Origin of the sequence: Tumebacillus lipolyticus, assembly GCF_042682745.1 — a bacterium.
Lineage (GTDB): Bacteria > Bacillota > Bacilli > Tumebacillales > Tumebacillaceae > Tumebacillus_A > Tumebacillus_A lipolyticus.
The window spans coordinates 499,584-525,198 of record NZ_JBHUIO010000005.1; the positions used below are offsets into that span (position 1 = coordinate 499,584).

At 58.8% G+C, this 25,615-nt stretch carries 24 protein-coding genes; 9 read left to right on the top strand and 15 right to left on the bottom strand.

The genetic code is table 11. The features are described from left to right. The first annotated feature begins 32 nt into the window (after positions 1-32). Positions 33-770, top strand: a complete 738-nt coding sequence (gene nfsA, locus ACFSOY_RS07735; protein ID WP_386045374.1) for an oxygen-insensitive NADPH nitroreductase — start codon at positions 33-35, stop codon at positions 768-770. 137 nt (positions 771-907) lie between these two features. On the opposite strand, the gene ACFSOY_RS07740 is transcribed toward nfsA, so the two are convergent. From ACFSOY_RS07740 to ACFSOY_RS07760, 5 genes are read right to left on the bottom strand one after another with little or no spacing between them, the layout of a single operon-like run. Beyond that, complete coding sequence (locus ACFSOY_RS07740; RefSeq protein WP_386045376.1) at positions 908-1,444, bottom strand: chromate transporter; 537 nt, start codon at positions 1,442-1,444, stop codon at positions 908-910. 27 nt (positions 1,445-1,471) lie between these two features. Continuing rightward, entirely contained in the window at positions 1,472-1,930 is a 459-nt protein-coding gene (locus ACFSOY_RS07745; protein WP_386046778.1) for an Lrp/AsnC family transcriptional regulator, read from the bottom strand. Positions 1,931-1,982: 52 nt separating this feature from the next. Beyond that, entirely contained in the window at positions 1,983-2,879 is an 897-nt protein-coding gene (locus ACFSOY_RS07750) for an ABC transporter permease (RefSeq protein ID WP_386045378.1), read from the bottom strand. Continuing rightward, positions 2,876-3,832 (bottom strand): ABC transporter permease, encoded by a 957-nt coding sequence (locus ACFSOY_RS07755; RefSeq protein WP_386045380.1) that lies wholly within the window; start codon positions 3,830-3,832, stop codon positions 2,876-2,878. Before ACFSOY_RS07755 ends, ACFSOY_RS07750 begins: the two co-directional genes overlap by 4 nt. Positions 3,833-3,858: 26 nt before the next feature. Further along, positions 3,859-5,412 (bottom strand): ABC transporter substrate-binding protein, encoded by a 1,554-nt coding sequence (locus ACFSOY_RS07760; protein ID WP_386045382.1) that lies wholly within the window; start codon positions 5,410-5,412, stop codon positions 3,859-3,861. A 207-nt stretch (positions 5,413-5,619) separates the two neighbouring features. Here ACFSOY_RS07760 and ACFSOY_RS07765 point away from each other — a divergent pair, with 207 nt between their 5' ends. The 5 genes from ACFSOY_RS07765 (at position 5,620) to ACFSOY_RS07785 (ending at position 11,292) form a co-directional block, all read left to right on the top strand. Then, a complete protein-coding gene (locus ACFSOY_RS07765) occupies positions 5,620-6,612 on the top strand; it encodes an ABC transporter ATP-binding protein (RefSeq protein WP_386045384.1) in 993 nt (330 codons plus the stop codon). After that, positions 6,609-7,568: an ABC transporter ATP-binding protein gene (locus tag ACFSOY_RS07770; RefSeq protein ID WP_386045387.1), complete on the top strand. Its 960-nt coding sequence runs from the start codon at positions 6,609-6,611 to the stop codon at positions 7,566-7,568. Before ACFSOY_RS07765 ends, ACFSOY_RS07770 begins: the two co-directional genes overlap by 4 nt. 24 nt (positions 7,569-7,592) lie before the next feature. Next, on the top strand, positions 7,593-9,203 hold the full coding sequence (locus ACFSOY_RS07775; protein ID WP_386045389.1) for a gamma-glutamyltransferase family protein: 1,611 nt from the start codon (positions 7,593-7,595) through the stop codon (positions 9,201-9,203). Between the two features lie 173 nt (positions 9,204-9,376). Continuing rightward, positions 9,377-10,111: an ABC transporter ATP-binding protein gene (locus tag ACFSOY_RS07780; RefSeq protein ID WP_386045390.1), complete on the top strand. Its 735-nt coding sequence runs from the start codon at positions 9,377-9,379 to the stop codon at positions 10,109-10,111. Then, positions 10,108-11,292, top strand: a complete 1,185-nt coding sequence (locus ACFSOY_RS07785; RefSeq protein WP_386045392.1) for an ABC transporter permease — start codon at positions 10,108-10,110, stop codon at positions 11,290-11,292. Before ACFSOY_RS07780 ends, ACFSOY_RS07785 begins: the two co-directional genes overlap by 4 nt. 413 nt (positions 11,293-11,705) lie before the next feature. Here the strand turns inward: ACFSOY_RS07785 and ltaE are convergent, their stop codons facing one another. The 10 genes from ltaE to ACFSOY_RS07835 all read right to left on the bottom strand — a co-directional run bounded on the left by ltaE (position 11,706) and on the right by ACFSOY_RS07835 (position 23,207). Beyond that, positions 11,706-12,758 (bottom strand): low-specificity L-threonine aldolase, encoded by a 1,053-nt coding sequence (ltaE, locus tag ACFSOY_RS07790; protein ID WP_386045394.1) that lies wholly within the window; start codon positions 12,756-12,758, stop codon positions 11,706-11,708. A 20-nt stretch (positions 12,759-12,778) separates the two neighbouring features. Continuing rightward, complete coding sequence (locus ACFSOY_RS07795; RefSeq protein WP_386045396.1) at positions 12,779-14,023, bottom strand: ATP-grasp domain-containing protein; 1,245 nt, start codon at positions 14,021-14,023, stop codon at positions 12,779-12,781. Continuing rightward, positions 13,998-15,059, bottom strand: coding sequence for a cysteine synthase family protein (locus ACFSOY_RS07800; protein ID WP_386045398.1), 1,062 nt, complete (start codon positions 15,057-15,059; stop codon positions 13,998-14,000). The genes ACFSOY_RS07795 and ACFSOY_RS07800 overlap by 26 nt, the downstream gene beginning before the upstream one ends. Before the next feature lie 49 nt (positions 15,060-15,108). Continuing rightward, a complete protein-coding gene (locus ACFSOY_RS07805; protein WP_386045399.1) occupies positions 15,109-16,608 on the bottom strand; it encodes an argininosuccinate lyase in 1,500 nt (499 codons plus the stop codon). Positions 16,609-16,776: 168 nt separating this feature from the next. After that, a complete protein-coding gene (locus tag ACFSOY_RS07810) occupies positions 16,777-19,494 on the bottom strand; it encodes an AAA family ATPase (protein ID WP_386045400.1) in 2,718 nt (905 codons plus the stop codon). Between the two features lie 143 nt (positions 19,495-19,637). Further along, positions 19,638-20,276, bottom strand: a complete 639-nt coding sequence (locus ACFSOY_RS07815) for a TVP38/TMEM64 family protein (protein WP_386045402.1) — start codon at positions 20,274-20,276, stop codon at positions 19,638-19,640. A gap of 21 nt (positions 20,277-20,297) precedes the next feature. After that, positions 20,298-21,026: a hypothetical protein gene (locus ACFSOY_RS07820; protein ID WP_386045404.1), complete on the bottom strand. Its 729-nt coding sequence runs from the start codon at positions 21,024-21,026 to the stop codon at positions 20,298-20,300. Next, complete coding sequence (locus tag ACFSOY_RS07825) at positions 21,026-21,730, bottom strand: fluoroquinolone export ABC transporter permease subunit (RefSeq protein ID WP_386045406.1); 705 nt, start codon at positions 21,728-21,730, stop codon at positions 21,026-21,028. The genes ACFSOY_RS07820 and ACFSOY_RS07825 overlap by 1 nt, the downstream gene beginning before the upstream one ends. Further along, entirely contained in the window at positions 21,727-22,581 is an 855-nt protein-coding gene (locus tag ACFSOY_RS07830) for an ABC transporter ATP-binding protein (RefSeq protein ID WP_386045408.1), read from the bottom strand. Before ACFSOY_RS07830 ends, ACFSOY_RS07825 begins: the two co-directional genes overlap by 4 nt. Continuing rightward, a complete protein-coding gene (locus ACFSOY_RS07835; protein ID WP_386045410.1) occupies positions 22,578-23,207 on the bottom strand; it encodes a TetR/AcrR family transcriptional regulator in 630 nt (209 codons plus the stop codon). The genes ACFSOY_RS07830 and ACFSOY_RS07835 overlap by 4 nt, the downstream gene beginning before the upstream one ends. A gap of 177 nt (positions 23,208-23,384) precedes the next feature. On the opposite strand from ACFSOY_RS07835, the gene ACFSOY_RS07840 reads away from it, so the two are divergent. From ACFSOY_RS07840 to ACFSOY_RS07850, 3 genes are read left to right on the top strand one after another with little or no spacing between them, the layout of a single operon-like run. Then, entirely contained in the window at positions 23,385-23,834 is a 450-nt protein-coding gene (locus tag ACFSOY_RS07840; protein ID WP_386045412.1) for a GAF domain-containing protein, read from the top strand. A gap of 60 nt (positions 23,835-23,894) precedes the next feature. Then, positions 23,895-24,980 (top strand): PAS domain-containing sensor histidine kinase, encoded by a 1,086-nt coding sequence (locus tag ACFSOY_RS07845; RefSeq protein WP_386045414.1) that lies wholly within the window; start codon positions 23,895-23,897, stop codon positions 24,978-24,980. Continuing rightward, positions 24,952-25,608 (top strand): response regulator, encoded by a 657-nt coding sequence (locus ACFSOY_RS07850; RefSeq protein WP_386045416.1) that lies wholly within the window; start codon positions 24,952-24,954, stop codon positions 25,606-25,608. Before ACFSOY_RS07845 ends, ACFSOY_RS07850 begins: the two co-directional genes overlap by 29 nt. The last annotated feature ends 7 nt before the right edge of the window (positions 25,609-25,615 follow it).

Here is a 25,615-nt window from a genome sequence, read left to right on the forward strand (position 1 = left end):
TTGATCACTTGCCAAGCAAGGAGGACACCTTCATGAACCAAACGATCGACCTGTTGCAGCAACATCGCTCCATTCGCAAGTACAAGCCCACCCCGCTGTCCGAAGAGCAGATCGGGCAGATCGTCCGCTCGGCGCAGATGGCATCCAGCTCCTCGAACATCCAAGCATACAGCGTGATCGGCGTCACCGACCCCGCTTTGAAAAAGCAGCTCGCACATCTGGCCGGCGATCAAGCGTATGTGGAAGAGTGCGGTCTGTTCCTCATCTGGTGCGCCGACCTTTATCGGCTCCAGCAGGCGTGTGCCAAACATGAGGTCGACATGCAGCACCAGCATGTGGAGAGCTTCCTCGTCGCCACGGTCGACGTCTCCCTGGCGGCACAAAACGCAGCGGTGGCTGCCGAATCGCTCGGGCTCGGCATCGTCTACATCGGCGGCATCCGCCAAAATCCGGCCGCCGTCACCGAACTGCTCAAGCTCCCGCAGCTGGTCTATCCGGTCTTCGGCATGTGCGTCGGCGTTCCTGACCAAGAGCCTTCGTTCCGCCCTCGGTTGGCGACAGAAGCGGTCTACCATGAGAATACATACCAGCAGGAGCAGGTCAGAGCGGGCATCGACGACTACGACCAGCGGATGAACAGCTACTACACCGAGCGCACAGGAGGGAAGCTGGACACAACCTGGTCCAAACAGATCTCCGAAAAATATGCCCATCCGTCCCGCGCTCACATGCGCGCCTTTTTGAACGGACAGGGATTCGACTTCGAATAGAGCACAACAAGATCGACCTCCTCAGCGCATCGCACCGAGGGGGTCGATCTTTTCCTTACACCATACACATTGGCTTTGTTCTACCATACACATTAGCTAACATCTTTCAGACAGCTTTCCGACACGCAATCTCCCCGCTACGCCCCTGCCGGTCGGAAAAAGAACACGCCGAGCACCATCGCCGCCAAGATGACGTACGGCGCATCGATCTCCAGCCAGAAGATGGCGACCATCGCGCCCACGCCGACCAAGATCGGCTTCCAGTCGATAAACGTTCCCCCTTGTGAAGATTGCCAAGCGGTCTGCAACAGCAAGACGACCACGACAGGACGAACGGCTGCGATCAGCCCTTTTAGGTAGGGGCTGTTCTTATAGGCCAACAGGATCTTCAACAACAGGATCACGGCGATCGCAGTCGGTGCGACCATGCCGATCAGCGCAGACGTCGCGCCGAGAACCCCCGCCACCTTATAGCCGACAAAAGCGGAAAGCTTGGTCGCGATCGGCCCTGGCAGCGTGTTCGCGATCGCCAAAGCGTCTGTAAACTCCGGATCGCTCATCCAACCGTAGCGATCCACCACCTCTGAGCGAATGAGCGGGATTGCGCTCGGGCCGCCACCGTAACCGAGTACGCCCGCTCGCGCCATCGCGATGAATAAGTCCCAAATGGACAAATGGCTCATCTCCTCCCGACCTCAAACTTACAGCTTCATCCCCATGCGGCTCTTGTATCTCTTCAACAGCATCTGGCAGTCGACGCGAGAAATGCCGGGCATCGCATAGAGCTTATCTAACAGAAACTTCTGAAGTTCTTGGTTGCTTTGAAATATTCCGTGCATATGAAGCGTGCTCGGCCCGGTCATGTGGTACAAGCTGGTGACAGCAGGCTCTTCTGCCAACTCCTTGGCGACCTGATCGAGATGTTGCGGCTCGATGTCCACATTGAAGAAAGCTGACACCTGAATGCCCACTTTTGCCGGGTTGATCACCACAGTAAAGCGTTCGATCACGCCGCCCTCGATCAGCGCGTTGATGCGAGACTGCACCGCCACCCTTGAGATCCCGATCATCTTGCCGAGATCTGTATAGGAGATGCGAGCGTTCTCATGCAGAGCTTCGAGAATCTGCCGATCGAGATCATCGATCTCAAACGGTGGCATTTGATCTTGTTCCGAATAGACGTAGACCACAAAGTCCACTCCTTTTTTCTCTCTATCGCTTCAACTTGGGGTCGAGCACCTCGCGGATGCCATCGCCGAGCAAATTGAAACCGAGTACTACCAAAAAGATAGCCAATCCTGGCCAAACTGCCAAGAGCGGTTCGATGTTGAGGTATCCTTGTGCGATGTGCAACATCGAACCCCAACTCGGATCTTCCGGTTTTGCACCCAGTCCCAGATAGGACAGGCCCGCCTCGGCGATGATCGCCGAAGCCATCGCCAGCGTGATCTGCACCAACAGCGGCGCCATCGAGTTGGGCAGCACATGTCGGAACATGATCCGCCAGTCGCTCGCGCCGATCGCCTTGGCCGCCTGCACGAACTCAAGGTTGCGCACCGTCATCACCTGCGCTCTTGTGATGCGGATGAACGATGGCAAAAACCCGATCCCGATCGCTACCATCGCGTTGTAGAACCCGCCGCCGAGCGCCGCCGCCATCGCCAGCGCCAAGATCAGGGAGGGAAACGCCTGCATCGCATCGACGACGCGCATCACCACCCACTCATCCCATACGCCGCGGTAATAGCCGGTGATCAGACCGATCGGAACGCCGATCAGGACGGCGATGCCGACCGAGATGATCGCCACCTGCAGGGTCAGGCGAGCGCCGTACACCAAGCGCGAAAACACATCCCGACCGAGGTCATCTGTGCCGAACAGGTGCCCGTTCCCCGGCTTGGCGAGGACCGAGTTGTAGTCCTGTTCATAGATGTCGTGCGTTGCGATCAGCGGAGCAAAGATCGCCGTCGCCAGCAGGGCGCAGAAGATCAGCGCCCCGACGATCGCAAGCTTGTTCTTTGCAAAGCGGCGGAAAAAGAGCCGCCACTGGCTTTCAGCTTGTGCTGCCGTCTGCGCGGGTTGTTGAGAATCGATGACCGTCTGGCTCATTGTTCCGCCTCCTTTCCGACTTTGATCCGCGGATCGATCACCGCATACAGAATGTCGACCAGCAGGTTCACCACCACGACCATCAGCGCGCAGACGAGGATCGCCCCTTGCACCGTCACGAAGTCACGGTTGTAGATCGACTCGACGATCAGTTTGCCAAACCCCGGAATCGAGAAGATCGACTCGGTGATCACCAGCCCGCCGAGCAGCCCTGCGACGATCAGACCGGAGGTGGTGACCACCGGAACCAGCGCGTTTTTCAGCGCGTGGCGGAAGATGACAAACGACTCTTTGTGCCCTTTTGCATAGGCGGTGCGGATGTAATCTGCATGCATCACTTCCAACAAGGAACTGCGAAGCATCCGCATCAGGATCGCCGACTCGCGAAGCCCGGTCGCAAGCACCGGCATGATCATCGCGGTGATGTTCGCCAGCGGGTTTTCGGTAAACGGCACATAGCCGGACGCTGGCAGCCAGCCGAGTTTTACTGCGAAGAAGACGATAAACATCATGCCGAGCCAAAAGTGTGGAACGCTCATGCCGCCGAGGGCGAAAAAGGTTGACGTGTAGTCGATCCACGAGTTGGGCCTTGTCGCCGAGAGGATGCCGGCCGGAATCGCGATCAACAGTGCGACCACAAAGGTGCCGATCGTCAGCTCAAGCGTCGCGGGCAGCCGTTGCCAGATCAGCTCCGACACGGGCGAATGGTCGACCAACGACCTGCCGAGATCGCCTTGCAACACCCCGCCGAGCCATTTGAGATATTGCATGACGATCGGCTGGTTCAAACCGAGCTCCTCGCGCATCGCATCGATCGCCTCCGGAGTCGCCTCCTGTCCCAAGATGACGGTCGCCGGGTCGCCAGGCAGCAGGTGCAGGAGGGAGAAGACCATGATGGTGACCAACAGAATTACAGGAACGGCAAGCAAGAGCCGCCTGACTAAAAACCTCATCCGAATCCTCCTTTCTCACCCGCAGGTCAGTTCTTCGAAATGTTCGCCGTGCGGATCAGACCGTCCGGATAGTAGGTAAATCCTTGCACCGACTTGGACACGCCAAACACGTTGTGATCATGATAGAGGTATACATAAGGCGTTTCATCGTTCAAAATTTTCATCGCTGCATCGTAGCCCGCTTTGCGCTTCGCTTGATCGCCCTCTTGGCGCGCTTCTTTCAGCACGCGATCCATTTCTGGGTTGTAATACTGCGCGTAGTTGTTCGAGCCGCCCTTGGTGGCAAAGTCATAGATGTTTTGATCGGGGTCGGGACGACCGCTCCAGCCCAGCGAGACCGCTTCAAAGTTCCCCGTCTTGCTCTGCTCAAGCATCGTGCCGAACTCCACCTTTTCCAAGTTGACGGTGATGCCCGCTGGCTTCAACATGTTTTGGATCATCTGTCCGACCTGTTGGTTGGTCGGCGACGTGCCGAGCTTCAGCGTGAAGGAGAAACCGTTCTCCTTGCCCGCTTTTTTCAGCAGCTCTTTCGCTTTTTCCACGTTCGGCTGCTCCACTTTGTCGCTGTCCCCATAAGCGAAATGGCTCTTCGAGAACGGCGAGTGCGCAGCAGATCCTGCGCCGGAGAGCACCACTTTGACGATCGCGTCACGATCGATCATCAGGTCGACCGCCCGACGAAGCTCTTTGTTGTCAAACGGCGCTTTCGAAGTGTTCAAATGAATCCCCTGATAGCCTTGGCCTGGCTCGTTAACTACCGAAATCTTCGGATCATTCTTAACATTTTCGATCTCTTTATACGGGAACTTGTTGGTGATGTCCACCTGCCCGCTCTTCAAGTTCATCAGCGCTACGTTCGCATCATTCATGATTTTATAGGTGACAGAGTCGAGATAAGGAAGCCCTTTTTGCCAGTAGTTCGGGTTTTTCTCAAGGGTGATCGACGACCCTTTCTGCCTTTCTTTGTAGACGAAAGGCCCTGTTCCCACCGGATGGTTGAGGAACTCATCCCCATACTTTTTCACCGCTTCTGGCGAGACGATCATGCCGGCGCGGTCAGAGAGGATCGACAGAAACGGTGCGAACGGCTGCTTGAGCTCGATCTTGATCGTCTTTGCATCGACAACGGTGATCTTCTCGATATCATTCAGCTCGTTTTTCCGGTTGGACGCTTTATCCATCCCGCGCTCAAGGGAAAACTTGACCGCCTCCGCATTAAAGTCTGTTCCGTCGTGGAATTTGACGCCTTCGCGAAGGGTGAACGTGTACGATTTCTGATCGGGAGAAACGTCCCACTTCTCGGCGAGCATCGGAACGACCTCCCCGTTCTCGTTCACATCGACCAGCTTGTCATAGATGCTTTGAAACACCATGCGGTCGACGAGCGCTGTCGAGAAGGCCGGATCGAGTTTCGGCGGGTCTGCATCGAGGGAGATGCTCAGTGTGCCGCCCGTTTTCGGTGCGGAGTTGTTGCCCGTTCCCGCATCCGTTCCGGACGATTGGGAGCTACAGCCGACCGCTGCGAACAGCGAACCTGCCAACAGGATAGACAGTGCGACCTTAACTTGCTTTTTGCTCATGATTGGATCCTCATCCTTTCGATCTGACTGATTTCGATTAGTAACAGGATTTCGTGAATCGCTTTCGTTTCGTATCACTATATACCCCTCCTAACGAAAAAGCAAACAGAAAATTTGCTCTTGACTAAACAATTAGTTTTTGAGACAGTAGTTCTAATTTCCGAACGATTTCGAAAAGAGAATCTGAAAGGCGGGGGCGAACCGAAGATGAACAACCTGTTGGAAATCAAAGGGTTGCAGACACATTTTGTAAGCGACAGACGCGTCAACCCCGCAGTTGACGGTGTCGATCTAGCAGTTCGAAAGGGCGAGACGCTCGGCATCGTCGGTGAATCGGGCTGCGGCAAAAGCGCTACCTCCTTGACGGTGATGCGGCTCCTGCCGAAGACGGGCGTCCGCATCGCAGGCGGAACCATCCATTATAAAGAGCAAGACTTGCTCAAGCTTTCCGAAGCGGAGATGCGCAAAGTGCGTGGCAATGAGATCGCGATGATCTTTCAGGAACCGATGACTTCGCTCAACCCGGTCTACACGATCGGGCAGCAGCTTTGCGAGATGGTGACCTTGCACTGGGGCTATTCGAAAGCGCAAGCGCGCGATCATGCGATCCAGATGTTAAAGAAGGTCAACATCCCTCGCGCAGAGAAGATCATGGATGAGTACCCGCATCAGCTTTCGGGCGGCATGAGACAGCGGGTGATGATCGCGATGGCGATGAGCTGTGAGCCGGAGCTGTTGATCGCCGACGAGCCGACCACCGCCCTCGATGTGACGATTCAGGCACAGATTCTCGATTTGATGCGCGAATTAAAAGAAAAGCAAGGCACGTCGATCATGCTGATCACGCACGACCTTGGCGTGGTGGCGGAGATGTGCGACCGCGTCGTGGTGATGTATGCGGGACAGGTGGTCGAAGAGGCTGATGTCTATACACTGTTTGATTCCCCTGCCCATCCCTATACGCAGGGGCTGATGAGATCGATTCCCAAAGTGGATGCGGATCAGCGGAGGCTCGATTCGATTCCGGGCAACGTGCCGCTGCCCGGTTCGGTTGCCAGCGGCTGTCGCTTTGCCTCGCGCTGTCCCCACGTGGAGAGCAGATGCACCCAGCAGATGCCTCCTCTGTTCCAGCTGGAAGGCGGGCAGCGCAGCAGATGTTGGCTCCAAGAGGAAGCGGCGTTGAAAGAGGTGACAGCATGAGCACGATCTTGGAAGTGAACGGGCTGAAAAAATACTTTCCGATCCGCGACGGTGCCCTCTCCAAAGTGCAAGGGTATGTAAAAGCGGTCGACGACGTGTCCTTCTCGGTGCGCGAAGGCGAGACGCTCGGCATCGTCGGCGAGTCTGGCTGCGGGAAGTCGACCACCGGACGCGCGATCTTGCGCCTGACCGAGCCGACAGATGGCAAAGTCATCTTTCAAGGACAATCTTTGACCGAGCTGAAAAAAGATCAGCTGCGCAAAATTCGGCGCGATCTGCAAATCGTGTTTCAAGATCCGTTCGCGTCGCTCAACCCGCGGATGACGATCGGCTCGATCCTGGAGGAGCCGCTGAAGATTCACGGGATGTCCAACGGGCAGGAACGCAAACAAAAAGTGAAAGAGCTGCTGGAGATCGTCGGTCTGACCGAACATCATATCGGCAACTATCCGCATCAGTTTTCTGGCGGACAACGCCAGCGGATCGGCATCGCGCGGGCGCTGATCACCAAGCCCAAGCTGATCGTCGCCGACGAGCCGGTCTCCGCGCTGGACGTATCGATCCAATCGCAAATCTTAAACTTGATGAAAGACTTGCAAGAGCAGTTTGGCTTGACCTATCTCTTTATCTCTCATGACCTATCTGTCGTGCGTCACATTTCGGATCGCGTCGGCGTGATGTACCTCGGCCGCATGGTCGAGCTGGCACCGAAGGAGAAGCTGTATGCCGATCCGCAACATCCTTATACGCAAGCGCTGTTGTCAGCAGTCCCCTACCCGAATCCGCGCGAGAAGCGGGAGCGGGTCATCCTGACCGGCGACGTGCCAAGCCCGGCCAACCCGCCGTCCGGCTGCGCGTTTCATACCCGCTGCCCCGCCTGCATGGAGATCTGCAAGACGGAGCGCCCGCAGACGAAGGAGGTCTCACCGGGACATTTTGTCGCCTGTCATCTGTAAGAACGAAAGGAGATCGATCGAATCATGAACTTCAATGCGATGCATCATCCGTACACCTCACAGCGGATGACCACCTATGCAAAAAATGGGATGGTGGCCACCTCCCAGCCGTTGGCCGCACAAGCTGGCCTGGAAGTGATGCAAAAGGGTGGCAATGCGATCGATGCTGCGATTGCGACCGCTGCCGCCCTGACGGTGGTCGAACCCACGTCCAACGGGATCGGCGGCGACGCGTTCGCGCTGGTCTGGACAAAAGGGGAACTGCACGGTCTCAACGCGAGCGGCCCGGCACCGATGAGCATCTCGATCGACAAGTTGGAAGCGGCCGGCGTCAAAGAGATCCCGAAATACGGCTGGATTCCGGTCACCGTACCAGGTGCGCCCGCCGCTTGGGCGGAGCTGTCGGAGCGGTTTGGCAAACTGCCGCTGACCGAAGTGCTCGCACCTGCGATCCGCTATGCGGAGGAAGGGTATCCGCTCTCCCCCGTCCTGGCGCACTATTGGCAGCGCGCGTTCGAAACGTTTTCCAAACAGCTCTCGGGAGACGAGTTCGCCCACTGGTTCGAAACGTTTGCGCCTGAAGGAAGAGCGCCGCAGGTGGGCGAGATCTGGCGCTCGCCCGGCCATGCGAACACGCTGCGGTTGATCGCCGAGACGAAGGCGGACGCTTTTTATCGCGGGTCGCTCGCCGACCAGATCGACGCCTATTCGCAGCAGTATGGCGGGTACTTGCGCAAAGAGGACCTCGCCGCTTACCGCCCAGAGTGGGTGCAGCCGATCAGCGTCAACTACCGCGGCTACGACGTGTGGGAGATTCCGCCGAACGGACACGGGCTGGTCGCCTTGCAGGCGCTCAACCTGCTCAAAGGCTATCAGTTCTCTCAACGCGATTGTGTCGATACCTATCACAAGCAGATCGAAGCGATCAAGCTGGCGTTTGCAGACGGTCAGAAGTACATCACCGAACAGGCGAAGATGAGCGTGCGCGTGGAAGACCTGCTCTCTGAAGCCTATGCGGAAGAGCGGCGGAATCTGATCGGCGAGCGCGCGCTCACCCCGGTCGCCGGAGAGCCGCCGCGCGGTGGCACGGTCTATCTGGCAGCGGCGGACGGCGAAGGCAACATGGTCTCCTTCATCCAGAGCAACTACATGGGCTTCGGCTCAGGTCTGGTCGTGCCGGGCACGGGGATCGGCTTGCAGAACCGCGGGCACAACTTCTCGCTCGACCGCGAGCATGACAACCGTTTGGAGCCGGGGAAAAAGACGTACCACACGATCATCCCGGGCTTCTTGACCAAAGATGGGCAGGCGGTCGGCCCGTTCGGCGTGATGGGCGGCTTTATGCAACCACAGGGTCACGTGCAAGTGGTGATGAACACGATCGATTTCGGGCTGAACCCGCAGGCGGCGCTCGATGCGCCCCGCTGGCAGTGGATGAAAGACAAAGTGGTCGAGATCGAAACTTCGACACCCGACCATATTGTGCAATCGCTGGTTGCCCGCGGCCATCAGGTTCGCTGGGCGGTCGGCTCCGGCGGCTTCGGTCGCGGTCAGATCATCTGGCGCAACCCGGAGACGGGCGTGCTGATCGGCGGCACGGAACCGCGCACCGACGGTTGCATCGCCTCTTATTAGTCAGACAGGATGTTCGTCGCACAGGATGTTAGTCGCACTGGATGAGTGAAGCGACAGGAAGATTGCAGGGCTAGAACGAGCAAACAGGCGAGCTGTATGTCCAGATCGGGCATACTGCTCGCCTGTTTTTTTGCTACAATGATGGCAAAGGTAGGAAGGCTGAGGAGGTCATCATGTTAGAGATCAAAGGATTGACCGGAGGGTACCAACAGGATGTACCTGTGATCCGCGACGTTTCATTTGAGGTGCAGGCGGGCGAATGGGTCGGGCTGATCGGCATGAACGGAGCTGGCAAATCGACGGTGCTCAAGCACATACTCGGGCTGTTGGAAGCGCAGGCGGGCACGATCTCCCTGCGCGGTGAGACGCTAAAGAGCGACAGGAGCGCCTTTCGGGCGGGGATCGCCTATGTGCCGGAGACGCCCAAGCTCTATCAGGAGCTGACGTTGCGCGAACACCTGCAGCTGACGGCGATGGCCTACGGGTTGGAGTCGGGCGTGTACGAGGAGCGGTCGGAGCGCCTGCTGCATACGTTTCGCATGAAGGATCATCTGGATGAGTTTCCCGGCACCTTTTCCAAAGGGATGCAGCAAAAGGTGATGATCCTCTGCGCCTTTTTGCTCCAACCCGATCTGTTGATCGTCGATGAGCCGTTTGTCGGCCTCGACCCGCTCGCCATCCATGCCCTGCTGGAGCTGCTGGAGGAGATGCGCAGACAGGGGACGGGCATCTTGCTGTCCACGCATATTCTCGGGATGGCGGAGACCTATTGCGACCGCTTCGTGATGATGAACCGCGGCGAGATCGCCTTGCACGGCACGCTCGCCCAGATGGGCGAACAGGCGAAACTGCCTGGCGCCTCGCTCGACGATCTGTTCATCCACGTGGTCAAGGGGTCTGCCCGATGAGAACGATGGACGAACTGTTCGCATCTCGCCTGAGATCGGCGTGGCGAAACGGCCTGCTCTACGCGCTGAAAGCGGGGCGCAATGTGATGGTGCCGATGTCGGTGCCGTTTGTCGCCGTCGGGGTGGCGTTTGTCTATCGCTATCTGCTGGAGATCGTGCCGGACAGGTTCCCCTCTGAGCTGTTCTTGGCGGTGGTGCTCGCCTACTTCTTGACGCGCTGCACCGTCAGGACGTTCGTCAAAGAGCCCGATCTGGTCTTTCTGTTGCCCGCAGAGGCGCGGATGAAAGATTATTTTCAGCGGGCCGTTCGCTACAGCAGTTGGATGGGCGGGCTGAGCTTCTCCTTCGTCATGTGGTTTGCCCTGCCGTTTTATCTGTTTGAGCTGGGCGACTTTGCCAGCTTTTTGCTGGCGTGGGTGCTGTTGGTGCCTGTGAAAGTGTGGAACGTGCGCGAACAGTGGCTGAGCGTGATCTGGCGGGAGAAAGCTTGGGTGACCGGGCTTCGCTTTGTGGCGAACGCGGGGCTTGCTTGGATGATCTTGCACGGGTTCTGGTTTGCCGTGCTGTTGCCATTCGCGCTGTTTCCTCTTCGCAAACGCTGGCCGGCCGGATATGCCTGGTCGGAGTTGCTCCTGCTGGAGACGAAAGCGATCGCCCGATATTTGGCGCTGGCCAGCTTTTTCGTCGAGGTTCCTGAGCGCTTGAATCGAGTGCGGACGTGGAAGTTAGGCAAGGCTCCCTTGTCTTGGGAGCGCGCCAATCCCTATCTGTTCTTGTATACCCGGACGTTTTTGCGCCACAGCGAGTATTTTGGCATCGCGGTGCGCATCACGCTGACCGCCTTTGTCGCGCTGTTTTTCATCTCCCATGTCGTCATCGGGCTGGTCGTGTATTTGCTCGCTCTGTACTTGACCGGCAAACAGCTGCCCAACCTGGTCGGCGAGCGCCAGTATCCGGACGTGTTGGCGCTCTATCCGTTGCCAGAAGAAGCGAAGCTGAAAGGGTATTCGCATTTGGCGTTTGGGTTAATGCTAGTGCAGTCGCTGGTGCTGAACCTCCCCGTGCTGCTCGCCGGACTGCCGTGGTGGTACCTGCCCTGTGGGCTGTTGCTCGCTTATCTGCTGGCGTTCTTCGATCTGCCGACGCGGTTTCGCGAGCGGATGGAGGGGAAGAAGGCTTGAGTGTGAAGCTTGAGTGTGATGCCTCGGAGCTTCTGATGGAGTGTTGCTGAGGCAAAGCATTGCGCGTTTTGTAGGGGCGTTTAGAAATGCGAAAGAAAGAGCTGCCCTGTGCTGTTTGGCTTATTTAATTAGAGAATACGAAACTCCCTTCCTGCTGATTGCCGGAAGGGAGTTTCATTTTGCTTTGGAGTCGAGCTGTAGATTTTGCGTGTCAGATTGTGTTGGGTGTTAGGCTCGGTAGACAACTATTTACGATTCAGAAAATCCAGTGCCGCCCTATTATTAGGCTAGAAGGAAAGTATATTTCTCGATTCACAAAATACACCCCACAGCCGCCATCATCTATGCGGCTGTGGGGTGTCATTAACTTTTGATTCGTGCATTAGAGAATCAGCCCTGCTCAGACCCTTCCCCTACACGCTCAAAACTTCCGCTTTCGCCAGCACGCCTTTCACGATCTGGATCGCCGCATCGATGTCCGCTTGGGTGACTCCCGAATGGGTGACGGCGCGGATGCGGCCATGACCGAGCTCGGCGATGTTCAGGCCCGCTTGCTGGCACTCTTCCACGAAGCGCTGCCAGGTGAACCCTGCTGCCGACACGCGGAAAAAGACGATGTTCGTCTGCACGTCCATGTCCACTTCAATGCCTTCGATCTGCGTCAGCCCTGCTGCGAGGCGCCTTGCGTTCGCATGGTCGTCCGCCAGGCGATCGACCATCTTTTCCAGCGAGATGATCCCCGCCGCCGCCAGCAGCCCCGCTTGGCGCATGCCGCCGCCGAGCATCTTGCGAAGGCGGTACACTTTTTCCACAAACTCGGCCGTTCCGACCACCATCGAGCCGACCGGAGCGGACAGCCCTTTGGAGAGGCAGAACTGAATCGAGTCCGCATACTGCGCCACCTCGGAGACGGGCACCTCAAGCGCGATCGCCGCGTTGAAGATGCGCGCGCCATCCATGTGCACCGGCAGACCTTTGCTCTCGGCAAACGCTTGCACCTCGGCGAGATAGGAGAGCGGCAGCACTTTGCCGCCCATGCGGTTGTGCGGGTTTTCGATCGTGATCAAAGCGGGCAGGGAAAACTGCGGGTCGCTCGGATCGTCAGGAAACGCTTTTTCCAGATCTTCGATCAACAGCCTGCCATCCGCTTGGGTCGGGATCGGCTCATACATGATGCCGCCGCAGACGGCCGCTCCGCCCGCCTCATAGATGTAGATGTCCGTCTCGTTGCCGACCAGCACTTTTGAGCCGCGCGGGCAGTGCGCCATCAAGGAGGCGAGGTTGGCCATCGTGCCGCTCGGCATGAAGATCGCCGCCTCTTTGCCCAGCATCTCCGCCGCCAAGCGCTCCAGCCGCTTCACCGTCGGGTCTTCCCCATACACGTCATCGCCGAGCGCCGCCAGTGGAATCGCTTCGAGCATCTCCTCTGTCGGCAAGGTGAACGTGTCACTGCGCAATTCGATCATCTCATGTCCTCCCTTTCGGATCAGCTTTTGATCGCCGCCGCTTCCAGCACGACTTCGATCTTGTCGAGCGCCGCATCCAGTGCGACGGTGGTCGCCTCATACGTGTCGCCTTTGACGATGACCGAGCCGAGGCGGTGGTAGGCGTTTTGCGGCGGTTGCACCTGCGCGCCCGGCTTGCCGGTCACGATTACCTGTTGCACGCCGGGCACGCTCTTCGCCGCCTCCACGCCGCGAATGTCGGCGAGCACGCCCTGCGTGTCCGCCATGATGAACCGAATGCCCGCATGCCCGTCATAGACGACATGGAGGTCGGTCGGCCCATCGACCGAACAGCGAATCTGCTGCTCCAACATGTCGATTCCGGTCGCGTGGCGGATCAGCTCGGGGATCATCCCGCCTGCGAGACGCGCGTTGATCTCGATGATCTTCGCCCCTGCTGCGGTCAGCTTCAGCTCCGTGTGGGTCGCGCCGTTCTTCACGCCGATCGCAGCGAGCGCGCGGGTCACCGTCGAGCGGATCTCCTCCTCCACCTCAGGTGCCAGCTTGGCGGGGAAGATGTGGCGCGACTCGACAAAGTAGGGATATCCGGTCAAGCTCTTCTCGGTGATGCCGACGCAGACCGTCTTGCCTTCCCAAGTGAACATCTCGACCGAAAACTCGGGCGCATCCACATACTCTTCGATCAACACCGTCTGCGCGGTCGCCTGTCCGCGCATGTTGGTGCTGATCGCTAAGATTTTGCTCGCGTGGCGCGCGACCTCTTCTTGCGTCTGGCAGAGCAGCACGTCGTTGGAGCCGGAGTCATCAGCCGGCTTGACCACGCAGGGAACAGGAACTGTCGCGAGCGCCTGCGCCAGATCTGCCTCGCCTTTGACGATCGCAAAGCGCGGCTGGCCGACGCCCGCCTTTGCCAACGCCTGACGAGTCAGCGATTTGTTGCGCGCCGTGCGCATCGCTTGCGGCGGATTGCCCGGCAGGCCGTAATGGGTCGCCAGCTCCGCCACCGCTTCCAGATAAAATTCGGAGGTGGTCGCAACGCCGCAGATCTCCTCCTTGCTGACGTTCGCTTCGATCGTCTTTTTCAGCTCGTCCAGATCGTTCGTATCGCAGACGATCACTTGGCTGCCCGTCTCCTCAAGCCCGAGGTAGCGCTCCGGTCGGTTGCAGAGAAAGATCGGGGTGAGTCCCCACCCCGCCGCCTTGCGCAGTGCGAGCATGCCGGTACCTGTCGTGTTCGACTCAACGAACAGCAGTTTTTTCTTCATGTTGTTCCGCTCCTTTTGCTGGGATCGACGCATAGGACCATGAGTGGACGACCGTGTCATAGGCGACAGCGACCGGCTCGTCCGGCAGATGCAGTCGGTTCACCCCTTTTTCGATGCGATACGCTTCGCTGTAGATCGAATCGACATAGCGGTCGCCGCGGTCGGGGAAGATGGCGAGAATCTTTTGCCCCGCTTCCACTTGGCTGGCCAGCCAGCGCGCGACGGCGTAGACGGAGCCGGAGGAGTTGCCCGCGAAGATCTTCTCCTCCTGCGCCAGCTGCAAGGTGGCGGCGAACGCCTCTTCGTCGTTCAGCCAGTGGATCTGATCCATCACCGCAAAATCGACGTTCGGCGCGACCAGCGAGTTGCCCAGCCCCCCTTGCAGGCGGCTCGGTCGGTCGGGCTGGCCGAAGATCACCGATCCGGTCGCATCGACGGCGACCACCTTGAGGTCCGGGTTGTACGCTTTCAGCGCTCGCGCCGTACCGGAGAGCGATCCGCCGGAGCCGACCGCCGCGACGAGGATGTCGACCGTTCCGATGTCGGCGATCACCTCTTGCGCGAGCTCTTTGTAGGCGCCCGGGTTGTCCGGGTTTTCATATTGGCGGGGCCAAAACGCGCCCGGGTTCTCTTCGAGCAACCGATGCAGCAGCTCCAAGCGCGAACCCTGCCAGCCGCGATCGGGCGACATCTTCTCGACGATGTGCACCTGACAGCCGAGCGAGGTCAGCTTGGCCTCGGTGATCGGGTCGATGCGCGGATCGGTCACGATGTGCACCGGATGACCGAGGTAGGTGCCGACGATCGCCACCCCGGCTGCCATCGTGCCTGATGAGCTCTCGATGATCGGAGCGCCGTCTGGCAGGATGCCTTTTTTCTTCGCTTCCAAAATCGCATGTTTGGCCACGCGGTCCTTCATCCCAAACGGGTTGAGCAGCTCCAGCTTGGCATACACCTGACCTGTCGCCCGATCGTTCAGGCGAAGTTTGACGAGGGGGGTCTTGCCGATCGCATCCACAATGTCTTGACGAAGCATGTGATCCAGTCCTCTCTTCCGATAAAGGTCTATTTCAACAGCTAAAGGTCTATTTCAGCAGCGCTTCCACTCGCTCGGCACAGCGCTCAAACTCCGCTTTGCGCTCCGCGCTCGCCCGCGCGAACTGCGCGAGCTCCTCCTCCTGCTTGCCGAGCAGGTGGCGCATCGCTTGCGGCGAGGTGGCGCCGACTGATGTTTTCACCTGCAGGTTGTAGTCGGTGTCAAACGCCAGCCGCAGCTGCTCCTCGGTCAGCGTGACTTCAAGGCCCATCTCCGCAGCGGCAGCTCGGAGCAACTCGATCTCCACACCGGTCGGCTTCAGCCCTTTTTCTAGCGCTCGGCTGATGTAGCGGCCGGCGAGGACCTGCGCTTTGCGATAGGGCACCGCGCTGTGCAAAGCGAGCATGTTCGCCAGCGTAAAGCCGCCAAAATATTCGCGCTCGCAGATGGCGCGCATCTTCGCTTCTTTAAAGGTCAAGTTTTCGATGACGGCGGTGAACAGGCGGAGCGCTGAACGCATCGTCGTGAACATCGTCAGGATGTTCGCCCCCGCCTCTTTCGATGTTTCGACGAGGTTGCTGTAAGCGGTGCTGCGCTGAGCAAACGCGAAATCGACATAGTAGGCGGAGATGTGGGCGATGCGACCGCGGATGCGCTCTAAGATCGGAAAGTTTTTCTTCTGCGGCATCGCCGAGGAGATGCCCGCCATCTGATCGGGCAGGTCGATAAACCCGTACTCGCTGCTGCCCCAGGCGATCAGGTCGGTGACGGCGCGGGACAGGTTGACCGAGAAGGTGGACAGCTCCGCCGCCGCGCGCAAGCTCCACTCGCGGTTGGCAACCCCTGTCAGCGCGTGCCGCACCGGTCGCTGAAAGCCGAGCAGGTCTGACATGCGCTGCTGATCCCAGTCGAGCTCAAGCCCGGCCATCGCGCCCGAGCCGAGCGGGCAGGCGTTAATATCCGCAGAGAGCGCGCTCAGGCGGGAGATCGCCTGCAACACCTGCTCGTTGACCGCCGCCAGATAGAAGCCGGGCGAGATGATCTGCGCCGACTGGTAGTGCGTGTAGCCGGGCATCGGCAGGTCGACCGTCTCGGCTGCCAGCTTGTGCAGCGCTTGGGAGCACAGCATCAGCTCATCGATCACCTGCGACAGCTGATCGCGGCCAAACATGATCTGCGCGCACGCTTGAAAATCGTTCCGGCTGCGATCCATGTGCCAAGCGGGCGCTTCCTGCGTCATGCGCGATTCCACATATCGCTCGATCGCAAAGGCGATGTCGGACATGTTCGCTTGCGGATCGGCGGTGATCGTCTCGCTGTCGATCTCCGACAGCAGCTGTCCGATCTCGCGGCGCGCCTCGCCGGAGATCAGCCCGAGCCGTTCATATTCGAGCGTCATCACCTTTTCGATCATGATGTACCACGGCAAAAAGTGCTGCAGCTCATAGACGAACTGCGGCTCCAAGATCTCCTGATGGAGCAGTGCGCTCGGACCAGTTGCGATGCGGCCGGTCAGCGAAGATTGCTCCGGTGCGGTTGGCTTGGTCATCTCAATCTTTCACCCCTCGCTCATTTGGATAAAACTATATGTATAACCAGATACAATTTATTAGAATTTGTGTATTTACACCTATTATTCACATCATTCTACAGTAAGCTTTAGAAACCTTCCTCCTCGCAAATATTTAAGCGTTTCAGCGCACACAAAAAGGGAACCTCACTCGAAGTTCCCCATCTCTTCCTCAAAATCTGCTTCGGTCAGCGTCGTGAGCATCGTCCGATCGACCTCGCCGCCCGTGCGGGCCAGACGGGTGGAGAGGTTGAGCTTCGCCGCTTCCAACAGGTTTTCGGCCAGCCGTCCGTTTCCGAAGTCCTTTCCGGCAAACGAGCACTCGCGAATGAAACGCTGCCACAGTTTCTCTTCCGCCGCTAAGGTCAGCCGATAGTCGGACTGCGACGCTTTTCGCTTGACGATCTCCACCAGATCGCTCGCCGAGTAGTCGGGAAAGTGCAGGTGAAAGCGAATCCGGCTCTTCAACCCGGGGTTGAGCAGGAAGAGCTCCTCCATCTCCTCCGTGTACCCCGCCAAGATCACGGTGAGGATGTCCTTTTTATCCTCCATCTCTTTGATCAGCGTCGCCAGCGCCTCCGCGCCGAACGATTCGCGCTTGCTGCGGGCGAGCGCATACGCTTCGTCGAGAAAGAGGATGCCGCCGAGCGCCTCTTTGATCTTGTCTCCCGTCTTCAGCGCCGTCTGTCCCAGATAGCCTGCGACGAGATCTTTGCGCGCCGCCTCCACAAAGTGCCCTTTCGGCAACAGCCCGAGCGCGCGCAGGATGCGCCCGATCAGCCGGGCGACCGTCGTCTTTCCCGTCCCCGGGTTGCCGGTGAACGACATGTGCAGGGTGAGCGGTTCGTCCTGCAGACCGTATGCGGAGCGCCGCTGCTCAAGCGCAAGCATCGCGGTCATCCGCTTGACCAGCCGCTTGACCTCCTGCAGACCGACCAGGCTGTCGAGCTCGTCAAGCAGGTCGTCGACGCTCTCTGCCCGCTCGTCACCCTCTGCTTGAAAATCTTCTGCGGTCAGCGTGGTGAACGCATCGCCCTCCAAAGTGGACGAGCTGCTCCTGGCGACGACAGCATGGTGGATCTTCGCCTTCTCCAGCAGATTGCGCACCGTGCGCGCGTTGCCAAACGATCGGTCGAGCTTCTCGCGGAGCGCGCGCCGCAGCAGGCTCTCCTTCGCCCCCTCTGTCAGCAGGTAGTGATCCTCTGCCGCCAGATGCTCGGCGATGGCGAGCAACTCGTCTGGCGAATAGTCGGGAAACTCGATGTGAAAGGGAATCCGCTCTTTGAGCCCAGGGTTGAAAGAGAAAAACTCGCTCATCTCCTGCCGATACCCGGCGACGATGACGACCAGGTCGCTGCGATGATCTTCGAGCAGTTTGACCAGCCCGTTGATCGCAGTCAGCCCGAAGTCTTTGGCAGAATCTTTTTTGAACAGGGCGTACGCTTCGTCGATAAACAGCACCCCGCCCCGCGCCCGCTTGGTGTATTTGGTCAAGTTCTGCTCGGTGTGCCCCATGAAGGCGCCAATCAGCCGGTTGCGATCCACCTCCACCACATGCCCGCGCGACAGCAGGCCGAGCTCTTTGAAAATCTGACCGATCCTCCGCGCGACGATCGTCTTGCCGGTGCCCGGATTGCCGAGAAAGGCCATGTGCAGCGTCGGCCGCTTGCTCGCGATCCCGAGCGCTTGCAAGCGCTCTTTTTCAAATGCGGCAAACTGGGCGATGTCGAGCACCTGCTTTTTGACCCGCTGCAGACCGGGCAGCTGGGCGAGCTGTTCGAGGGCGGACAGCTCTGTCGGTCGCGCTTCGTCCGCCAGCCGCGCTGAATCGTCTGTGCCCAGATCGATTCGCTCCGCTCGGTCTGGTGGCAGGTCGGCCAACTCGGGGCGTTCGGAGCGGATCAGATCTCCCGCGCTCTCCGCCAGCGGCAGGTCGTTCGACCGCTGCTCGCGATCTTCGCGCTGCTCGAACAGATCGTCCGCCAGCTGCTCGGGCAGCATCGTCTGGCGCCTGTTGCGCTTTTTCCCAGCGATTCCTTTGGCCATTCCGCTCTTCCACGGCGCGGCGTCATCCCGTCTGATCGCCGTCTGCTCAGCGGCGATGTAGAGGTTGGTCAGCGGATAGGGCTTGATCACAAACTCTCGCTGAACGCCCGATCGGGTCAGCGCCTCCTGTGTGGCGGCGCTCGAAAAGCTGACCGTCTGGTGATCGGACATCGCAACGTGCAGCTTGCTCTGCTCCGGAAGCTGTCGCAGCCGATCGCAGAGGGCGCGACGCGGCCACAGTTGCTCCAAAGAGGCGCGACAGTCTGCCAGATAGGTCTGATCGTACAAGCGGATCACGCTTTCCGCCCCTGCTTCGACGCGCACGCACAGCGCCGTATCGGTACAGCGGGCGAGCGAATCGAGCAGCGGCTGCTGATCGGCGATCACAAATCGTACGAGGGTGGAAGCGGGGCTGCTCCGCCTGTCGATCGCGAAGCGAACCGCCGATTCGTCATCCTGTTTCTCGATCTGGTGCGGGAGCAGCAGATGCTGATCCCCGCGGGAGAACGAGAGCGTGTTTCTTCTGATCGTGAGGGTGAGCGTCCGCTCGCTCCGCTTGCTGAACAGCTCGATCAGCGGGGCGAGCTTCTGAGCGGCGAGCTTGCAGACCAGCCGCAGCGCCTCTTGATCGCTCCTCGCCGGCATCGTGATCCGATAGAGGCTGTCCGCATCCTCCTCCTGCAAGGACAAGCTCTGAGCGACCGCATCCAAGCACAGCCGAACGGTGCGATCTCGCTTGGTGGCAGCGGAGCGCACCGTCACATCTTCCACCGCGGACAGCCAATGCGCAGCATCGACCGTAGCCTTCACTGCATCCATCGAAGTTGGCCTCCTTCCTTTCGCATCCTGAATGATATAGCCTATGCCAGCTGGGCGGATGCCGGTGCGGAAAAGGGGGAAGATTCTTCAGCCGTGCGGGAACAAAAAAAACAGGCCCCGCGCGGAGCCTGCCTTGCCTGCGATCATTCTGCTCGTTTTTCTTGCCCGTTTGCCATGCGCTTGCGCAAAAAGATGTACGTGACGATCATGATCACGACCATGTACGCCCCGTAGGTCAGAAACGAGGTCATCTTGTTGTCCTGAAAGGAGTTGCCGACAAACGCGAACACGAGAATCCGCGGCAGAGCCCCGATCGCCGTCGCCAAAAAGAACGTCACCCAGCGCACTTGGGAAATCCCGCACAGGATGTTGATCACCTGCGTCGGCACCACCGGAACGACCCGCACCGCCAAGATGCTCAAAAACGCATTTTTCTCAAAATAGGATTCATATTCTTTCGCCTTCGGGTATCGATTGAGCGTTGCCTGCGCCCAGGAGCGAAACCCGTAGCGCGCCATCAAGAACATCACCGACGTCCCGAACAGCAGGCCGACCAAGGTGATCCCTGCTCCGGTCACCGTGCCGAACACCGCGCCGATCACCCCGACGAGGAAGATAAACGGCACGACGGGGAAGAACACGCAGATGCCGACCAGCATGATCGACACCAGCACAGACATCACGCCGCCAGCCTCGATGATCGCCATGAACGGGTCTTTGTACTGATACCCGAGGATAATGATCGCAATACACAATGCACCCACCAGAATCTTTTTTGCCAAAAGGTCGTTCTCCTCTCTTCATCAACTTCCCTTGGCATTCAGCTTCTTCACAAGCAGCACCAACAACAGAGCGTGAAACGGGATGCCAACACCGATATACAACCAGTATACACTCTCTCCCACACCGCTTGCCAGAAATGCTTTCACCGCCCAAAAGGTGGGCAACACCCCTGCCGCCCACTGCCAAGGGCCGGTCACAAAGTAGGCGACAACAGGGGCGACAAACAGCACGCCCGCCGCTTTGGACAGCGCCAGCCCCTCCACTTTGTTCCCCGCGAACACCCCCATCATCAGGGCGAGCAGGGGAGCTTCCAGCGCGAGCATCAGCAGCACCGGCCAGAGGTGAAGCGCATCTGGCGCCTCGACGCCCGCGACCAGAAAGCCGATCAGCGAAAAGATCACCGACAGGAGCACCGGGCTGATCAGCCGGTAGCACAGATAGCCGATCTTGCCCAGCGGCGTGATCGCCAAGTAGGCGAGCATCTCCTCATCTCGCTCCTCCAGCAGCAAAAATCCGATCAGCAGCCCGAGCATCAGCGGGGTTGCCGACAGCAGAAAGCTGATCAAAAACGGCTCGTGCCCGAGCAGGCTGATGCCGATCCGCTCCTCTGCCAGCCCATCAGCAAACGGGACGCCGAGGCGAATCACCAGCGCCATCAACAGCGGCGCCAACATCGACATCAGCAGCACCGGATCGCGCACCACCTGCCGCGCATCGCCAAGCGACATGCGCATCGCCATCCGCATCATCACTGCTCACCTCCGATCTTCTCAAGGACCTGCCGCGCAAACGTCCGCTTCGCCCATCTGTACGCGAGCGCGATCCAAGCGGCGAGCACCGCCGTCGAAAACAACAGCTCCCAGAGCGACGCTTCGCCAAACGCCGCCCCGATCAGCGCGAGCGACGCCCCGGTCGGAAACAGCAGATAGAGCGGCGTCTCCCACACCCCAATCTCGCCGAGCACCGGGATGAACAACACGGTCAGATAGACGGTCGAAGTCAGCAAGAACTGATTGATCGACTTCACCTTGACCGCAAGCGTCACCCCGAGCAGCGTGAAAAACGCGGAGGAGAGCACCACGCCGACCAACAGCGGCCCGAGCTGGAAGTCGGTGCCGAAGGAAAAGACGGTCACCCCGACGCTGGTGACGATCGCAAGCAGGGCGAGCGACAGCACTTTGGACAGGAAGTATTCGCGGAGCAACAGCGGCGTGACGAACAGATTGTCCAAGATGTTCTGATTGCGCTCCAACATTAGAAGACCGCCGACGAAGAAAAAGCCGAGCACGCCCGGGTCGGAGCTGATGATCAAAGTGGCGGCGCGATCGCCCATCCACGCGGGCACCTCGCGCAAAAACAGCACATAGGCCGCACAGACGATAAGATAAGCATAATAAAAACCGTGCCGAAACTGAAACTGCACATCCTGTTTGAAGACGGCGAGCGCTCTCACGCCAATCGCCTCCCCGTCACATCCAAAAAGATCTCTTCCAGCGACGCCTCCTGCGAATGCATCGTCAGCACTTCTCGCTGCTCCAACAAGCGCAAAAACTCCCGATTCTGCCCCAATCGCGCCAGCTCAAACTCCCGCGCGCAGATCGCCACGCCCTCGCGATATTCGAGCCGCACCACCTTTTGCGAATGCTGAATCTTGAGCGCCTGGGGCGAGTCGATCAGCTTGATCTGCCCGTCGACCAGAAAGGCCACTCGGTCGCACATTTCCTCCGCACCGCTCATGTTGTGCGTGTTGAGCACGATCGTCTTGCCTGCCGCCTTCTGCTCCAGCATGAACTGTTTGACGATCTTGCTGTTCACCGGATCAAGCCCCGAGGTCGGTTCATCCAAAAAGATCAGCTCCGGGCGGTGCAAAAACGCCCGGCAGAAATTTAACCGCATCTTCATCCCCTTGGAAAACTCGCTCACCCGCACATGCGCATCGGCAGCCAACCCGACCCGCTCCAGCAGGCTCATCGGGTCTTCCTGCTCCCCTTTATATAAGGAAGCAAAAAACTTCAGATTCTCCAGCGCCGTAAACTTGCCATAAAAGTTGGGAAATTCGAAGGCGACCCCGATCTGCTCAAAAAAGGAGCGCTTGACGGTGCGCAGCTCCTTTCCCAGCGCCCACGCTTCGCCGCGATATCCGGTAAGCGCGCCGATCAGAATCTTCTGCGTCGTGCTCTTGCCAGCTCCTGACGGGCCGAGAAAGCCGAAGATCTCCCCCTTGCCGATCGCGAACGAGAGGCCGTTCAGCGTCTCCGCCTCTCTGCCGGGATAAGCAAACCGCAAATCTTTCACCTCGATCACTCCGCTTCCCCTCCTCGCGTGGTCAAATCAGTGGTCAATCCGCTGGCCAGACAGTCTGCCAGCAGCTCAAGCGTCTCTGTGAAGACGTCCGCACCGATCTCCTTTCGGTGCAGCGAGGTCAAGAAAAACGCTCGCGTCACCCCGACGATCACCTCGGCGCGCACGTCGACCAACAGGCCGGCCGCTTGCCAAGAGCGGATCAGCGGAGCGAGCGCATCCTCATCTGCGGCGATGTGCGCCTCCACCACCTCTGGCGGGAGCTTGCGCAGGATCAGCTCATGCTCGTTTTCCAAAAACATGCGGCGGATGATCGGGTGCTGATGCACCAGTTCCAGACCGTGGAGCAAGAAGCGCTTGAACATCTCCTTGCCGCTCAACCCCGCCTCTAGCACCTCGGCGAGCAAACGCTCCTTCAGCACCTGTTCCTCCTCCTGAAGGATGGCAAAATACAGCTCTTCCTTCGAGCCAAAAAAGCGATAAAACGCACCTTGCGAGATCCCTGCCGCTCGGGTCAGATCGCGAATGTTCGTCTTCGCCACCCCATAGCTGCCAAACATCTCACGCCCCTGCTCCAACAGCTGCTGACGAATCAGCTCCTTCTCGTGCGGATGAAACGCTTTGACCATCACAGATCCTCCTATTTATGAACCTATGAACATTTTGTTTTTTTGTTCACTGATAATGTATCGAAAATCCCTCTTTTTGTAAACCTAAAAAATCAGGGAGTTCCCCGAGAGCTTTTCGCCCTCCCCATTTGTATAATGGCAAAGTAGACAGAATGATAGGAAAAAGGAGGTGTGGTCATGTTGCACATGCAGGAGCAGATCCAACAGGAGCTCGATTCGCTGCGCCGTTTCATCGGTGTCGATTTTGTCGCGCTCGCCCTGACCGAACCGCTGGAACATACGATTCGCTTTCAGTACGTCTCAGGCAATCGCAACGATCGCTACAAACGCATCGTGCTTCGCCCTGGCATCGGATTGGCTGGCAAAGTGATCCGCATGGGCCGCCCGATCTTGATGCACTTTACCGAGCCGCAAAGCCTCGACGATCCTCGCGAGTACCCGATCCTCCTCGCCGAAGGGTTGAAGTCGGTGGCTGGCGTGCCGATGGAAGTTGACGGTCGCGTCTTGGGCATGATGCTCGTCGGCAGCCGCACCTACCGCGAATTTATCGATAACGATGTTGCTCACATCTCGCAAAAAGCTCATCAGTTTACAAAATGGCTCCAACTGCTTCCCGATTTTGCCTAGCGGGGAGAGGGCAGTTGTGTGTATAGTAGGAAAAAAGGCTGGTGGAGGTGAGAGCGTGAGATGAAAAATCTGTTGTTGCCTCAGCAGACGTCCTCATTTCTCGAATCGCTGTTTCAAAACGTCAGCGATGCCATCTTGGTGATCGACAAGAGCGGCACGATCATCGCCGTCAACAAGTCGTTCGAACGGCTGTCCGGCTATGCGGCAGAAGAGCTGATCGACAGGATCAACCTCTGTCAAGTGTGCATCGGGATGGCGACCTGTTCGGAGGAGATGACCTGTGTCGAATGTTTCGCCCACCGCCAGAAGATGCCCGCGTTCGAAATGTTCGTCCGCGCTAAAGGCGGCGAGGAATTTCCGGTCGCCGCCTCCTCGACCCGCCTGCCCGACGAAGGGTTGGGCGCTTTGGTGTTGATCCTGCGCGACATCACCGAGCAGCAGCGGGTAGAGCGAGAGCGCCATCAGCGCCAGTTGACCAACTATGTGATCCAAGCGCAGGAAGAGGAGCGCAAGCGCATCTCCCGCGATCTGCACGACGGCATCGGGCAGGCGCTCTATTCGATTTTGGTCGGCCTGCGGGTTGTCAACCAGCTGCGGTTGGAAGACACGGTGATGCAGCATTTGGACGAGGTGAAACAGCTCACCTCGCGCACGCTGGAAGAGGTGAAAAACCTGTCGGTCGAACTGCGCCCGTCGGCGCTCGACGATCTGGGCTTGGTGCCTGCCGTCCGCTCCTACCTCAAGCGGTTTGAGCAGACGTTCGGCATCGAATCAGAACTGACGGTGATCGGCAGCCGCCGTCGCTATCACTCGGCGGTGGAGACGGCGCTCTATCGCATCTTGCAAGAGGCGATGACCAATTCGGCCAAATATGCGGACACCGATCAGATCTATGTCACCCTGGAAGATCAGGATGAGCAGATTCGGCTGACGGTGGTCGACAGAGGTGCCGGATTCGATCCGGAGCACCTGCGAATCAAAGGAACCGGCCTCGGCCTGTTCGGGATGCGCGAGCGCGCCAACCTGCTCGGTGGCGCAGTCGCGATCGATTCGGCGCCTGGCAAAGGCACGACGATCGACGTGACGATCCCTTTGGATGAGAGAGGAGGCCCCAAACATGACCGTTCGATTGTTGATCGCCGATGATCATGCGATCGTCCGCTCCGGGCTGTCGATGCTGATCGGCTCGCAAGGAGATATGGAAGTGATCGGCACGGCGGCCGATGGAAAAGAAGCGGTGGAAAAGGCGCTGGAGCTGCGCCCTGACATCGTGCTGATGGACTTGAGCATGCCGCCCGGCGAAAACGGCCTCACCGCCACCTCGCGGCTCAAAGAGGCGGCGCCTGAGATCGACATCTTGGTGCTGACGATGCACGATGATGAAGAATATCTGTTTCGCGTCCTGCAGGCGGGCGCTTCTGGCTACATCCTGAAGAGCGCGCCCGACTTGGATCTGTTGAGTGCGATCCGCACGGTGCACGCCGGCGCCGCCTATCTGCATCCGACCGCGACCAAGTCGCTGATCTCCGAATTTCTGCAGCGCGTGCAAAAAGGGCAGGATGTGGAGCATTTTCAAGTCCTCACCGATCGCGAACAGGAGATCTTGCAGTGGATCGCCAAAGGATATTCGAACAAAGAGATCGCCGAGCAGCTGATCGTCTCCGTCAAGACGGTCGAGACGCACAAGGCGAAGATCATGGAAAAACTGCAGATGAAAACGCGCCCTGAGCTGGTGCGCTACGCCCTGAAAAAGGGCTTGCTCGACTTTGAATGATCGCCCG

What these genes read in the sequence shown, in the direction of transcription:
- ACFSOY_RS07840 (WP_386045412.1), top strand. Translation starts at nt 23,385, where the DNA reads ATGTTGCACATGCAGGAGCAGATCCAACAGGAGCTCGATTCGCTGCGC.
- ACFSOY_RS07760 (WP_386045382.1), bottom strand. Translation starts at nt 5,412, where the DNA reads ATGAGCAAAAAGCAAGTTAAGGTCGCACTGTCTATCCTGTTGGCAGGT.
- nfsA (WP_386045374.1), top strand. Translation starts at nt 33, where the DNA reads ATGAACCAAACGATCGACCTGTTGCAGCAACATCGCTCCATTCGCAAG.
- ltaE (WP_386045394.1), bottom strand. Translation starts at nt 12,758, where the DNA reads ATGATCGAATTGCGCAGTGACACGTTCACCTTGCCGACAGAGGAGATG.
- ACFSOY_RS07845 (WP_386045414.1), top strand. Translation starts at nt 23,895, where the DNA reads ATGAAAAATCTGTTGTTGCCTCAGCAGACGTCCTCATTTCTCGAATCG.
- ACFSOY_RS07850 (WP_386045416.1), top strand. Translation starts at nt 24,952, where the DNA reads ATGACCGTTCGATTGTTGATCGCCGATGATCATGCGATCGTCCGCTCC.
- ACFSOY_RS07795 (WP_386045396.1), bottom strand. Translation starts at nt 14,023, where the DNA reads ATGAAGAAAAAACTGCTGTTCGTTGAGTCGAACACGACAGGTACCGGC.
- ACFSOY_RS07820 (WP_386045404.1), bottom strand. Translation starts at nt 21,026, where the DNA reads ATGATGCGGATGGCGATGCGCATGTCGCTTGGCGATGCGCGGCAGGTG.
- ACFSOY_RS07835 (WP_386045410.1), bottom strand. Translation starts at nt 23,207, where the DNA reads ATGGTCAAAGCGTTTCATCCGCACGAGAAGGAGCTGATTCGTCAGCAG.
- ACFSOY_RS07800 (WP_386045398.1), bottom strand. Translation starts at nt 15,059, where the DNA reads ATGCTTCGTCAAGACATTGTGGATGCGATCGGCAAGACCCCCCTCGTC.
- ACFSOY_RS07810 (WP_386045400.1), bottom strand. Translation starts at nt 19,494, where the DNA reads ATGGATGCAGTGAAGGCTACGGTCGATGCTGCGCATTGGCTGTCCGCG.
- ACFSOY_RS07745 (WP_386046778.1), bottom strand. Translation starts at nt 1,930, where the DNA reads ATGCCACCGTTTGAGATCGATGATCTCGATCGGCAGATTCTCGAAGCT.
- ACFSOY_RS07775 (WP_386045389.1), top strand. Translation starts at nt 7,593, where the DNA reads ATGAACTTCAATGCGATGCATCATCCGTACACCTCACAGCGGATGACC.
- ACFSOY_RS07780 (WP_386045390.1), top strand. Translation starts at nt 9,377, where the DNA reads ATGTTAGAGATCAAAGGATTGACCGGAGGGTACCAACAGGATGTACCT.
- ACFSOY_RS07750 (WP_386045378.1), bottom strand. Translation starts at nt 2,879, where the DNA reads ATGAGCCAGACGGTCATCGATTCTCAACAACCCGCGCAGACGGCAGCA.
- ACFSOY_RS07785 (WP_386045392.1), top strand. Translation starts at nt 10,108, where the DNA reads ATGAGAACGATGGACGAACTGTTCGCATCTCGCCTGAGATCGGCGTGG.
- ACFSOY_RS07755 (WP_386045380.1), bottom strand. Translation starts at nt 3,832, where the DNA reads ATGAGGTTTTTAGTCAGGCGGCTCTTGCTTGCCGTTCCTGTAATTCTG.
- ACFSOY_RS07770 (WP_386045387.1), top strand. Translation starts at nt 6,609, where the DNA reads ATGAGCACGATCTTGGAAGTGAACGGGCTGAAAAAATACTTTCCGATC.
- ACFSOY_RS07765 (WP_386045384.1), top strand. Translation starts at nt 5,620, where the DNA reads ATGAACAACCTGTTGGAAATCAAAGGGTTGCAGACACATTTTGTAAGC.
- ACFSOY_RS07805 (WP_386045399.1), bottom strand. Translation starts at nt 16,608, where the DNA reads ATGACCAAGCCAACCGCACCGGAGCAATCTTCGCTGACCGGCCGCATC.